Origin of the sequence: Bradyrhizobium sp. (assembly GCF_030654605.1) — a bacterium.
Classification (GTDB): Bacteria; Pseudomonadota; Alphaproteobacteria; order Rhizobiales; family Xanthobacteraceae; genus Bradyrhizobium.
In genome coordinates this window covers 49,347-62,104 of the sequence record NZ_JAURXB010000114.1, presented here as the reverse complement: position 1 = coordinate 62,104, position 12,758 = coordinate 49,347, and the positions used below count along the sequence as shown (strand labels likewise).

Genomic DNA, 12,758 nt, shown 5'->3' with positions numbered 1-12,758 from the left:
GCCCTGCACTTTTGCCACCGTCGCCTGCGGGACTGACCACAGGCTTGACACCTGCCTTTGGGGTGTCGGAACCACACGATTTCGCCATCCGCCGCAAACCCGCCCGTCTCGCGCGCCGCTGCGTCCACCGCATCCCCGCCCCCGACGTCCGTGACGTTCGCGAAACGTCCCCTCTGAATGGGACGGGATGGCCGATTGTATAACCCAATTTGTAATTCTGGAAAACAGAAATATTTTTCACCGAAGGGCTTGACACGAATTCTGGTAAACAGAAGTGATTTGCCCGTCGGGTCGATTTGTTGTATAATCAAGGCCGACGGAATCGCCCTTGCGAGGCAAAATGAATTTGATGGCCCCACTGCCGGGACAAACGCGATATTCGATCCACCATAAATCGCTCGATGCGAGAAAGGCCCGCATACTGATCAGGGCGCTGATCGATTGCGCCAAGGCGGGGATCAAGCCGAGCTTTTCGACCACGCAAATGCTGCGCGGACTCTCGCTTTACCTGGAAGGCGGCACCTTCTCGAACAAGAGCTGGCGCCTGTACCATCGCGCCAGCGACGCCGCCAGGCTGATCGTGGCGGCGGGCGAGAAGGGCTGGAAAACCAGGGTCACGTTCGAACATGTCCGCCCGCTCAGCAAGATGTATCAGATGTTTCTGGATGAGCGAAAAACCCTGAACCTCGATCGAGCGGCTTACATCATTGGCGAATATCCGCCGATCCTGATCACGGTGGAAGAAGAACACCGGATGGCGAAACGTGGATTCAGCGTCGAGGGAAAGCCCGAACAGCGATATGCGGGGATTCGGTTTTCGGGGTTCAGTCTGAGGTCAGATGGGACGCTCCCGCGCGAGCGTGGCGTCGAAGAAGAAAATAATAGGCAACAGGGTAACGTGCCGTCGTGTTCGGCATTGGACGCGGGACCTGGCGTTATAGAGGGGCATGCTATGCGACAAAACGGGGAGGGGTTGTCATGATTGACTGGATGGGCCTGGCGGGGGCGTGGTTGCCGGGCATCTATAGGTAATTAAATACCGTATATTGTCTCCGACTTGGAGCGCCGCGTTTCCAGGCGGCAGCCATCTCAAGCAGGTTGTGAGCTGGGAGGAACTGACTTCCAAAGCACCTTTGTTCCGGTTATGTTCCGATGGCGCCCTTGGAACGGACAGATGGCCTCCAGACGAAACCGCCCGATCAACCTGCCGGCGCCGTATCTCAGGCGGATCTGGCTTGAGCCGTCGCGCATTACCGACCGTGCGGCCTATCCGTTCTGCCTGCCGTTCCTGCAGGATGATTTCGATCTGAACTTCGACCGCTCCATTACCATCATCGTGGGCGAAAACGGCACCGGCAAATCCACCTTGCTGGAAGGCATCGCCGTGCTCGCCGGCTACGACGAAGCCGGCGGCGGCAAGGGCTATATGCCGGTCGATCATTCCATCGCCATCGAGGCGATGGGCGGCCGGCTTTCCAGCGCGCTGCGCGCGAGTTGGCTGCCGAAGGTCACCAACGGCTGGTTCTTCCGCGCCGAGAGTTTCTTTTCCGTCGCCAGATATCTCGACGAGGCGGCCCGCGAACCGCTGAGCGGACCGCCGCCGGATTTCCTCTCCCATTCGCACGGCGAGGGTTTTTTGCGCTTCTTCGAAGAACGCTGCCAGCGCCAGGGCATCTACATTTTCGACGAGCCGGAATCCGCGCTGTCGCCCTCGCGACAGATGGAATTTTTGAAGCTGATGCGGCGGATGGAAAATTCCGGCCACTGCCAGATCATCATGGCCACGCATTCGCCTGTCCTGATGGCCTATCCCGGCGCGCGGCTGCTGCGATTGACAAAATACGGGCTGGAGCCGGTGAGCGTGAAGGACACGGACCACTACAAGCTCATGCGGGAGTTCTGCGAGGATCCGGCGGGGTTCGTCGAGGCGGTGGTGGGGGAGTGAAGTGAATCGTAGGGTGGGTAGAGCGTAGCGAAACCCACCGTTTGTGAAGATGATGGGTATCGCTACGCTCCACCCATCCTACGCGCTGGGTGCCGCAGTGAAATCGTGGGCCACCACAGAGGTTGATCGATCATCATGGCTCCTGTCGTACACCCCGGGCGCTTGTTGAAGCGCGAGCTGACAGCCCGCAAGCTCAGCGCCAACCGGCTGTCACTCGATATCGGCGTGCCCTCGGGCCGCGTGACGGACATTCTCAACGGCCGCCGCTCGATCACCGCCGATACGGCTGTTCGCCTTGGACACTACTTTGGCAATGGCGCGCCGTTCTGGCTCGATTTGCAGGGTCAGTATGATATCGGCGTCGTCGTGCGGGATAAGGGCGCGGAGATTGCAAAACGCGTGAGGCCGGCGGACGCAGCGTAGGCGGCATGTAGGATGGGTGGAGCAAAAGAGGCGGGCATTCATGCCAAGCCTCGAAAGCGATACCCATCAGCGAGGACGAAGATGATGGGTTTCGCGAAGGGCTCAACCCATCCTACGCGCTGCAACCGAGCAGGTACGCGAAAGCCTCAGAGGCGAGCCATCCACCCCAATTGTGACTAAAGCCGGCGCCTGTGAGCAGGTGGTTTGCCATCGTCAAAATACGATCCGTAGCTTAGGTGACAATAGCTCGATAGCAGTAGGGCGCAATAGAGCAGCGCATTGAGCCGTATCCGCCCTACGTGCTGTCGGTAAGGTTGATAGTTATTGCGGAGGGAATCTTCCTGCGATGATATTTTTGGAATCTTTGAGGACCAACGCGCCCCCGTCCAGATCGAGACGAAGATCGGTGCCGGGAACCAGAACATTTGGAAAATGATTGAACCAAACAAGCTCGCCGGTCGGCGTTGTGCAATTTGCGAAATCTAGGCCCTTCGGATTGAACTCGTCAGCTTTCTCGTTTGTTCGTTCAATTTCCAGGAATTGTGCCCAAACGAATGACAGCGAGGAATCAGAAGTTGAGCTGTTGATCGCGATGTTATCATTATTTGCTGCCGCCGCGACAGATGGATACACCAACGCAGATACCTCCAGCCCCGCGGTACTTTCTCCTGCTCGAAGGACCCCGGGAATTTCCCCATTTGCGTTCTCAAAAGGCTTCGCCTTGAGAAAGGTTTCGGAGATGCAAACAGACAGTTTGTACTTCCAAGATTCGCCCTTTGGAATCGATTTCGTAAACTCTTTGGCCAAGAAGCGGTTCACTAAATTATTCGCAGGGGTTCTGGCTCCAACTGGTTCAAATTCCGGCAAGTCCTCCTTCTGCCACCAAACATCCGACCATCTCTTTGATCCGAAATCCCGGAAGGTTCTTTCAGAATACCCAACACAAGCAACGAAAATAGGTTGGGTCACGCGCCACATGGATAGGACTAGTCGAGTGCCATTTGACGGCGCCAACTCTTGAATTGCAGATATGCCACTCGTACTGCCGTAAAAGAGCGGATCGCCGGGTCTGTTGCACCGACCATAGCCGACCTTATCCGCTGGTGGGTAGGTCAGGTGCTTCATGAGCGAAGGTCTATCGCCCCATGTAACGGTCCGAAATATGAGCTCGCCGGGCTGAATCAGAGGAGCTGGATGAACGTAGTGATGGAGAATTGGCGCTAGCGCCGTTTTCAAAACGTCTATGTCGACAGTACGCAGGTTAAGCTGCTTAAAGCCCTTTATCGCTTTGCGCAGTTCGCGTGATTGTATTCGCGGAATTGTGACGTAGCCCAATAACTCACTCCGCCGCCTCGACCCCGCGCTTCCTCTTCCCGCCTTCCGCCTTCGCCAGCACCGGTCCCAGAAACTTCCCCGTATAGCTCCTTGGCGCCTTGACGATATCTTCCGGCGGACCCCAGGCGACGATTTCGCCGCCGCCGTCGCCGCCTTCGGGGCCGAGGTCGATGACCCAGTCCGCGGTCTTGATCACTTCGAGATTGTGTTCGATGACGACGACCGTGTTGCCCTGCGACACCAGTTCGTGCAGCACTTCCAGCAGTTTCTTGACGTCGTGAAAGTGCAGGCCGGTGGTCGGCTCGTCCAGGATGTAGAGCGTGCGGCCGGTGGCGCGCTTTGACAGTTCCTTTGCCAGCTTGACGCGCTGGGCTTCGCCGCCGGACAGCGTGGTGGCCTGCTGGCCGACATGGATGTAGTCGAGGCCGACCCGGTGCAGCGTTTTAAATGTTTCGCGGACGCGGGGGACGGCCTTGAAGAACTCGGCGGCTTCCTCGACGGTCATGTCGAGCACGTCGGCGATGCTCTTGCCCTTGAACAGCACTTCGAGGGTTTCGCGGTTGTAGCGCTTGCCCTTGCAGACGTCGCAGGTGACGTAGACGTCGGGCAGGAAGTGCATCTCGATCTTGATGACGCCGTCGCCCTGGCAGGCCTCGCAGCGGCCGCCCTTGACGTTGAAGGAGAAGCGGCCGGGCTCGTAGCCGCGGGCCTTGGCTTCGGGGAGGCCGGCGAACCATTCGCGGATCGGCGTGAACGCGCCGGTATAGGTCGCGGGATTCGAGCGCGGGGTGCGGCCGATCGGCGACTGGTCGATGTCGATGATCTTGTCGATATGCTCCAAGCCCTCGATGCGGTCGTGCGGGGCGGCGCCCTCGCTGGCGTTGTTGAGCTTTCGCGCGATCGCCTTGTAGAGGGTGTCGATCAACAGCGTGGACTTGCCGCCGCCGGAAACGCCGGTGACGCAGGTGAACAGCCCCAGCGGAATCTCCGCCGAGACGTTTTTCAGATTGTTGCCGCGGGCGTTGATCACCTTGATGGTGCGGCGATGGTTCGGCGGCTTGCGTTCGGGAATTTCCACCGACAATTCGCCGGTGAGATATTTTCCGGTCAGCGATTTCGGGTTGTTCATGACCTCCGCGGGCGTGCCCTTGGCGACGATGTTGCCGCCATGGACACCGGCGCCGGGACCGACGTCGACGACGTAGTCGGCCAGCCGAATGGCGTCCTCGTCATGCTCGACCACGATCACGGTGTTGCCGAGGTCGCGCAACCGCTTCAGGGTCTCCAGAAGCCGGGCATTGTCGCGCTGGTGCAGGCCGATCGACGGCTCGTCCAGCACGTAGAGCACGCCGGTCAGCCCCGAGCCGATCTGCGACGCCAGCCGGATGCGCTGGCTCTCGCCGCCGGACAGCGTGCCGGAGGCGCGCGCCAGCGTCAGGTAAGTCAGGCCGACGTCGAGCAGGAAGGAGAGCCGCTCGCGGATCTCCTTCAGCACGCGCGCGGCGATCTCGTTCTGCTGGGCGTTGAGCGCCTTCGGCACGGTCTCGAACCACTCGCCGGCGCGGCGCACCGACAGTTCCGAGATCTCGCCAATATGCTTGCCGCCGATCTTGACGCAAAGCGCCTCCGGCTTCAGCCGGTGGCCGTGGCAGCCCTCGCATGGGATGTCGGAAAAGTATTTTCCCAGCTCTTCGCGCGCCCATTCGCTCTCGGTTTCGCGGTAGCGGCGGTCGAGGTTGGTGATGACGCCCTCGAACGGTTTCTTGGTGTCGTAGGAGCGCACGCCGTCTTCATAGGAAAACTTGATCTCGTCGTCGCCGGAGCCGTGCAGCAAGGCCTGCTGCACCTTCTTCGGCAGGTCCTTCCACTTGGTGTCGAGCGTGAACTTGTAGAATTTGCCGAGCGCAGTCAGGGTCTGGATGTAATAGGGCGACGACGATTTCGCCCATGGCGCGATCGCGCCCTTGCGCAGGGTCAATTCCTTGTCGGGAATGACCAGCTCCTCGTCGATATGCTGCTCGACGCCGAGGCCGCCGCAGGCCGGGCAGGCGCCATAGGGATTGTTGAAGGAGAACAGCCGGGGCTCGATTTCCGGAATGGTGAAGCCGGACACCGGGCAGGCGAATTTTTCCGAGAACAGGATCCGCTCGGCGCCGGTCTTGTCGTGGATCTTGGCGGTCTTCTTGTCGGACTTTTTCTCGGCTCCGGCGGCGGCAGGCGGCGCGTCGGCATATTCGATCACCGCCAGGCCCTCGGCCAGCTTCAGCGCGGTCTCGAAGCTTTCGGCGAGGCGCTGGCCGATATCGGGGCGGACCACGATGCGGTCGACCACGACGTCGATGTCGTGCGGGAATTTCTTGTCGAGCACGGGGGCTTCCGACAGCTCGTGGAAGGCGCCGTCGATCTTGACGCGCTGGAATCCCTTCTTGAGGTATTCGGCGAGCTCCTTGCGGTATTCGCCCTTGCGGCCGCGCACCACGGGCGCCAGCAGATAGAGCCTGGTGCCCTCGGGCAGCGCCAGCACGCGGTCGACCATCTGCGAGACGATCTGGCTTTCGATCGGAAGACCCGTGGCGGGCGAGTAGGGCACGCCGACGCGGGCCCACAACAACCGCATGTAATCGTAGATCTCGGTGACGGTGCCGACGGTGGAGCGCGGGTTTTTCGATGTCGTCTTCTGCTCGATCGAGATCGCCGGCGACAGCCCGTCGATCTGGTCGACGTCGGGCTTCTGCATCATCTCCAGGAACTGGCGCGCATAGGCCGACAGCGATTCGACGTAACGGCGCTGGCCCTCGGCATAGATGGTGTCGAAGGCGAGCGAGGATTTTCCGGAACCCGACAGCCCCGTGAACACCACGAGCTTGTCGCGCGGAATTTCCAGGTCGACGTTTTTGAGGTTGTGCTCGCGCGCGCCGCGAATCGTAATCGCGCGCATGCCGGAGCCGGCGTTCGGTTGGCGCTTCGCCCTGAGCACTTCATCCATGTCGGCATTCCCAAGGCGCGTACGACGCCGCTAGCGTTCAGGCGCGCATCGCCGGATCAACCGGGACCATACGCCGATGGGGTGAAGCATGGAACATAGGAAGAACTGCGGCGATTTCCAGCCCCAACTGCTACTCATCAACCGTTTGTTTCGAATGCGGTTTCGATGGCAGCAGCTGGCAGTACCCAGGCAAACAAAAAGGCCGGCGCAAGGCCGGCCTTTCGTATCTTGATAGAGATCGGGTCGGGAAGATCAGTACTTTGCGACGACCGGGCCACCCCAACGGTAGTTGATGCGGGCGGTAACCAGATCGACGTCCTGACGGATGCGATCGGTGCCGTACAACACGCCGGCTGCGCCGCCACCGCCGTTGCCGTTGTTGACGAAGGTGTAGGTCCTGTCCTGCATGAACATGTGATCGTATTCGATCGCGAACGACCAGTTCGGGGCGAAGCCGTATTCGAGGCCGACGCCGACCACGCCACCCCAACGGGTGTCGTCAACATTGTTAGTGACAATCGCGTTGTTGGCGACCAGGTAGGAACGATAGCGATCCGAAGTCACCGCGGCGCCGCCCTTTACGTAGAACAGGGCGTTGTTGAAGGCATAGCCGACCTGGCCGGTGAACAGGCCGAAGGCATCGACGCGGGTGTCGTTGCCGAAGGCCGGGAAGGCCAGGCTTTGGTTGCGGCCATGGAAGTCAGCCCAGTTGCCCTGAGCTTCCAAGCCGAACACCCACTGCGAAGCCTGCCAGCGATAGCCGATCTGGCCGCCGACGGTGCCGCCGGTTGCATCGTGGCTGCCTTCGCCTGCGACGAACACGCCGGCCGGGGTTACGAAGTCCCAGCTCTTGCGGCTCGATCCCCAACCGCCGTTGACGCCGACGTAGAAACCGCTCCAGTCATAGACTGCGGCGATCATCGCGGGAGCCTTGGTGTAGGGGCGCGCGGCCATATCAGCGGCCGATGCGGGAGCAGCCATGCCCAGCGCAACCAAACCAACCGTACCCAGCAAAAACTTCTTCATCTCAGTTCTCCAGTTTTAGCCCGCTTCCTTTGGTCCCGAAGCGGTTTGAATTTTCGGGGCGAGCGCCCAAACAATCTCAATTCCAAGGATGACAATATTCGATTCCAGGAAAAAAGCCGTCTCCGAAATGCAACACTCCGCCGCGAAGTGGAGCGCGGGAAGTTAATGATTTGTTTACCGAATTCGGGAACCCGGCGGGAACCTGATGGAACTTTTGTTCCCCGGAGCGTCGCCGCCGTGCCGGGATACCGGTGCGTGGTTTGCAACTTAGGAAAACACGGAACAAAACTGGAACATTGCCGACGAGAATGCTATATGTGGATAACCTCGCGATCCCCGGGGGATCGCGAGGCGCGCGGCGGCGGCGAGCGTATAGGGTCGGGTTCAAGATGGTCCGAAGCGTGGTCTTGATGGCAATCCCGGAATTCAGCCGGCGGCCAGCGGATCCGGACAGGTCAGTACATTCCAGGAGTGGAGAGCGGCGATGGCGGGAAGCGTAAACAAGGTGATTCTGGTCGGAAATCTCGGCAAGGACCCGGAAATCCGGCGGACCCAGGATGGGCGGCCGATCGCCAATCTGAGCGTGGCGACCTCCGAAACCTGGCGTGACAAGGCCACCGGCGAGCGCAAGGAAAAGACCGAGTGGCACCGCGTGGTGATCTTCTCCGAGCCGCTCTGCAAGATCGTCGAGCAGTATCTCAAGAAGGGCGCCAAGGTTTATATCGAAGGCGCGCTGCAGACCCGCAAATGGACCGACCAGGCCGGCGTCGAGAAATACTCGACCGAAGTGGTTCTGCAGGGATTCAACTCGACGCTGACCATGCTCGACGGCCGCAGCGGTGCGGGCGGCGGCGGCGGCAGCTATGGGCCGGACGACTCCGCCGGCGGCGATTTCGGCTCTGGCGGTCCGTCGTCCAGCCAACCACCGCGCCGCGTGGCGGCCGGCGCCGGCGCCCGCAACAACGACATGGACGACGACATTCCGTTCTGATCCCGGCTTGCGGGATGGAGAGACGAGCGTTTTCAATCGTGGCCGGGCTCCAGAGTCCGGCCATGATGCGTTTTCGGGCATCGCGCGAATAAACTTGACAGTGGAAAGATAGATGTAAATATTCATTACATCGATCCTCCCGTCAGGCCTCACAGGTGTTTCGAATGTCGCTCGCTCCGCTGCTCGCCGCCGCTCCGGAAATCCAGGTGCATGCCTTCGCGGCATTGGCCGCCTTCGTGCTCGGCGGGGTTCAACTCGCAGCACCCAAGGGCACGCTGCCGCACCGGACGCTGGGGTGGGTCTGGGTCGCGCTGATGCTGGTGATCAGCGCGTCCTCGTTCCTGATCCACGGCATCAAATTGTGGGGGCCCTGGAGCCCGATCCACCTGATCTCGGTGTTCACGCCCATCATGCTGGTGGTAGGCGTCGTGGCAGCCCGCAGGCACCGCGTGCGCGCCCACAAGATCACGATGATCTCGATCTATGCCGGCGCGTTGATCCTGGCGGGGCTGTTCACACTGCTGCCCGGCCGGCTGATGCACGACGTCCTGTTCGGGTCCTGATGGGCCGCAAAAAGAGACGGGCCGGGGAGCGGTTTCTCGCCCACTTCGCCCGGCTGGATTCGCGGGCCCGGCAGGCTGCATCAACCTGCCCTTAAGTCCATGAAAAAACGAAGGGAAAAACCGCTGGCGCACGGCAGTTAGGGGTGGTTAGAAAGGCCTCGATACGCTATATGATTCTGAGCCAAAACTGACCGGATTCCCCCTTTGTCTGAACCTGAAGATGAGAAGCCCGGCGAACCGCCGGCGCCGTCCGATATTCGCCCCGTATCCATCCTCGACGAGATGAAGCGCAGCTACCTCGATTACGCCATGAGCGTGATCGTGGCGCGGGCGCTGCCGGATGCGCGCGACGGATTGAAGCCGGTGCATCGCCGGATTCTGTTCGCGATGTCCGAGAACGGGTTCGAATACAACAAGCCGTACCGCAAGTCGGCGCGCACCGTCGGCGACGTCATCGGTAAATACCATCCGCATGGCGACCAGTCGGTCTATGACGCGATGGTCCGCATGGCGCAGGAATTCTCCATGCGCGTGCCGCTGATCGATGGCCAGGGCAATTTTGGCTCGGTCGACGGCGATACGGCGGCCGCGATGCGGTACACCGAATCGCGCATGACCAAGATTGCGCAACTGCTGCTCGACGATCTCGACAAGGACACCGTCGACTACCAGGACAACTACGACGGCGCGTTTCGCGAACCGCGGGTGCTGCCCGCCAAATTTCCCAATCTGCTGGTCAACGGCTCCGGCGGCATCGCCGTCGGCATGGCCACCAACATCCCCCCGCACAATCTCGGTGAGGTGATCGACGCCTGCGTTGCGCTGATCGACGACCCCGCGCTGTCGATCGACGATCTCAACGCCATCATTCCGGGACCGGATTTTCCGACTGGCGGCATCATCCTGGGACGCCAGGGCATCCGTTCAGCGTATCATCTCGGCCGCGGCTCGGTCGTGATGCGCGGCAAGGTGAAGATCGAGAACTGGGGTAAGGACCGCGAAGCCATCATCATCTCGGAAATTCCCTACCAGGTGAACAAGGCTTCCATGGTCGCGCGTATCGACGAATTGAATCGCGACAAGAAGATCGAGGGCATTTCCGCGCTGCGCGACGAATCCGATCGCGACGGTTTTCGCGTCGTCGTCGAACTGAAACGCGATGCGGTGCCGGAAGTGGTGCTGAACCAGCTCTACCGGTTCACGCCGCTGCAGACCAATTTCGGCTGCAACATGGTGGCGCTCGACGCCGGCCGCCCGCAAGTGATGAACCTGAAGGACCTGCTGTCCATCTTCGTCGCGTTCCGCGAACAGGTGGTGACGCGGCGCACCAAGTTCCTGCTCAACAAGGCGCGCGACCGCGCCCACATTTTGGTTGGTCTCGCGATTGCAGTCGCCAATATCGACGAGATTATCCACGTGATCCGGACCTCGCCCAATCCCGCCGCCGCGCGCGACACCCTGATGGAGCGCAACTGGGCGGCCAAGGACGTGTCGGCGATGATCACCCTGATCGACGATCCCCGGCACCGGCTCGCCGAAGACGGCACCGCGCGGCTGTCGTTCGAGCAGGCGCAAGCGATTCTCGATTTACGGCTGGCGCGCCTGACCGCGCTCGGCCGCGAGGAGATCGGCGAAGAGCTCGACAAACTGGCGGTGGAAATCGCCGACTATCTGGAAATCCTGCGTTCGCGGGCCCGGGTCCAGTCGATCATCAAGGATGAACTCACCGCGGTGAAGTCGGAATTCGCCACCCCGCGCAAGACCGAAATCATCGAGCATGAGGACGAGGTCGAGGACGAGGACCTGATCCAGCGCGAGGACATGGTGGTCACGGTCTCGCATGCCGGCTACGTCAAGCGCGTGCCGCTGTCGGCCTATCGGGCGCAGCGCCGCGGCGGCAAGGGCCGTTCCGGCATGCAGACCCGCGACGAGGACTTCGTCAGCCGGCTGTTTGTCGCGTCGACGCACACGCCGGTGCTGTTCTTCTCGTCGCGCGGCCAGGTCTACAAGGAAAAGGTATGGCGCCTGCCGGTGGCGGCGCCGAACGGCCGCGGCAAGGCCCTGATCAACATCCTGCCGCTGGAGCAGGGCGAGCGCATCACCACCATCATGCCGCTGCCCGAGGATGAATCCTCCTGGGCCAATCTCGACGTGATGTTCGCCACCACCGGAGGCAACGTCCGCCGCAACAAATTGTCGGATTTCGTCGACGTCAGGCGCTCCGGCATCATCGCCATGAAGCTCGACGAGGACGAGGCGATCGTCGACGTGCAGATCTGCACCGAGCATGACGACGTGCTGCTGACCGCCGCCGGCGGCCAGTGCATCCGCTTCCCCGTCACCGACGTCAGGGTATTTTCGGGCCGCACCTCGATGGGCGTGCGCGGCATCGCCTTGGCCGAGGCCGACAGACTGATTTCGCTGTCGATCCTGCGGCATGTCGAGGCGACATCGGACGAGCGGTCGGCCTATCTGAAGATGCGCCGCGCCGTCGCGGGCGAAGCCGCCGCCGAAGAGGGCGCGGAAACCGAGGGCGAAGAGACCTCCGGCGCCATTCAGCTCAGTTCCGAGCGCTACATCGAGATGTCGGCGCAGGAGCAGGTCGTGCTCACGGTGTCGGTCAACGGCTACGGCAAGCGCACCTCGTCGTTCGAATACCGCACCACCGGCCGCGGCGGCAAAGGCATCGTCGCGATGTCGGTCAACAACCGCAACGGCAAGCTGGTGGCGTCGTTCCCGGTCGAGGATAGCGATCAGATCATGCTGGTGACCGACAAGGGTCAGCTGATCCGCTGTCCGGTCGAGGGCATCCGGGTCGCCGGCCGCTCCACCCAGGGCGTCATCGTGTTCGACACCGCCGAGGACGAGCACGTGGTGTCGGTCGAGCATATCGGCGAAGACGCCGAAAACGGCAATGGAAGCGCGAGCGGCGAATAGCGTTTCGGATCGCCACGCCCCTATTTCCTGGCAGCATCCAGAGCCGTTTGCTGCGGGGCGCGGCTTAGTTCATTGCCCGCAGCGATGGCCTTGCGCAACAGCCGCATCAGCGTTGCGGCTTCGGCTTTGGACAGGCCACCCAACATCATCCGCTGCGCCGCCTCGACTGCCGGCTCTATCCCGTCGAGGGTCCGACGTCCCTCATTGGTGATCCGCAACGCATGGGCGCGCCTGTCGGTGCGGCTGGCTTGCCGCACCACCAATCCTTTCTGCACCAGCCGATCGACGACGCCGGTGATGGTGGTCCGGTCGTAGGCGATCAATCCGGCAAGCGTGGCTTGATCGATGCCCGGCTGCATCCCGACGGTGGTGAGGGCCGCGTACTGTACGGGCGTGAGGTCATAGCCTGCATCTTCGACCGCGGCATGGAAGACTGCCACCGCGATCTGCTGGAATCGGCGCGCCAGGTGCCCTGGCTTGTCGTTGTTATCGGTCACCAAACCCTCCATGCCGGCCGTTGACACGTATACTGATAGTAAGCATACTGATCAA

The 12,758-nt window shown here is 61.4% G+C and carries 10 protein-coding genes; 6 read left to right on the top strand and 4 right to left on the bottom strand.

Annotated elements, in window-relative coordinates:
• Positions 1 to 340: 340 nt before the first annotated feature.
• The 3 genes from Q7U29_RS11485 (at position 341) to Q7U29_RS11475 (ending at position 2,368) form a co-directional block, all read left to right on the top strand.
• Positions 341 to 982: a hypothetical protein gene (locus tag Q7U29_RS11485; RefSeq protein WP_304741456.1), complete on the top strand. Its 642-nt coding sequence runs from the start codon at positions 341 to 343 to the stop codon at positions 980 to 982.
• A gap of 192 nt (positions 983 to 1,174) precedes the next feature.
• A complete protein-coding gene (locus Q7U29_RS11480) occupies positions 1,175 to 1,945 on the top strand; it encodes an AAA family ATPase (protein WP_304741454.1) in 771 nt (256 codons plus the stop codon).
• Between the two features lie 135 nt (positions 1,946 to 2,080).
• Positions 2,081 to 2,368, top strand: a complete 288-nt coding sequence (locus Q7U29_RS11475; protein WP_304741452.1) for a HigA family addiction module antitoxin — start codon at positions 2,081 to 2,083, stop codon at positions 2,366 to 2,368.
• A 321-nt stretch (positions 2,369 to 2,689) separates the two neighbouring features.
• Here the strand turns inward: Q7U29_RS11475 and Q7U29_RS11470 are convergent, their stop codons facing one another.
• The 3 genes from Q7U29_RS11470 to Q7U29_RS11460 all read right to left on the bottom strand — a co-directional run bounded on the left by Q7U29_RS11470 (position 2,690) and on the right by Q7U29_RS11460 (position 7,715).
• Positions 2,690 to 3,703 (bottom strand): hypothetical protein, encoded by a 1,014-nt coding sequence (locus Q7U29_RS11470; RefSeq protein WP_304741450.1) that lies wholly within the window; start codon positions 3,701 to 3,703, stop codon positions 2,690 to 2,692.
• Positions 3,704 to 3,707: 4 nt separating this feature from the next.
• Positions 3,708 to 6,689 (bottom strand): excinuclease ABC subunit UvrA, encoded by a 2,982-nt coding sequence (uvrA, locus tag Q7U29_RS11465; RefSeq protein ID WP_304741449.1) that lies wholly within the window; start codon positions 6,687 to 6,689, stop codon positions 3,708 to 3,710.
• A 252-nt stretch (positions 6,690 to 6,941) separates the two neighbouring features.
• Positions 6,942 to 7,715 carry an outer membrane protein gene (locus tag Q7U29_RS11460; protein WP_304741447.1) on the bottom strand — a complete coding sequence of 258 codons (774 nt, stop codon included), beginning with the start codon at positions 7,713 to 7,715 and terminating at the stop codon, positions 6,942 to 6,944.
• A 484-nt stretch (positions 7,716 to 8,199) separates the two neighbouring features.
• Here Q7U29_RS11460 and Q7U29_RS11455 point away from each other — a divergent pair, with 484 nt between their 5' ends.
• From Q7U29_RS11455 to gyrA, 3 genes are all read left to right on the top strand, one after another.
• Positions 8,200 to 8,706 carry a single-stranded DNA-binding protein gene (locus Q7U29_RS11455; RefSeq protein WP_304741445.1) on the top strand — a complete coding sequence of 169 codons (507 nt, stop codon included), beginning with the start codon at positions 8,200 to 8,202 and terminating at the stop codon, positions 8,704 to 8,706.
• Between the two features lie 164 nt (positions 8,707 to 8,870).
• On the top strand, positions 8,871 to 9,269 hold the full coding sequence (locus Q7U29_RS11450; protein WP_304741444.1) for a DUF2306 domain-containing protein: 399 nt from the start codon (positions 8,871 to 8,873) through the stop codon (positions 9,267 to 9,269).
• 204 nt (positions 9,270 to 9,473) lie between these two features.
• Entirely contained in the window at positions 9,474 to 12,206 is a 2,733-nt protein-coding gene (gene gyrA / locus Q7U29_RS11445) for a DNA gyrase subunit A (RefSeq protein WP_304741442.1), read from the top strand.
• Positions 12,207 to 12,226: 20 nt separating this feature from the next.
• Here gyrA and Q7U29_RS11440 read toward each other — a convergent pair whose 3' ends face one another.
• Positions 12,227 to 12,703 carry a MarR family winged helix-turn-helix transcriptional regulator gene (locus tag Q7U29_RS11440; RefSeq protein ID WP_304741440.1) on the bottom strand — a complete coding sequence of 159 codons (477 nt, stop codon included), beginning with the start codon at positions 12,701 to 12,703 and terminating at the stop codon, positions 12,227 to 12,229.
• Between the last annotated feature and the right edge of the window lie 55 nt (positions 12,704 to 12,758).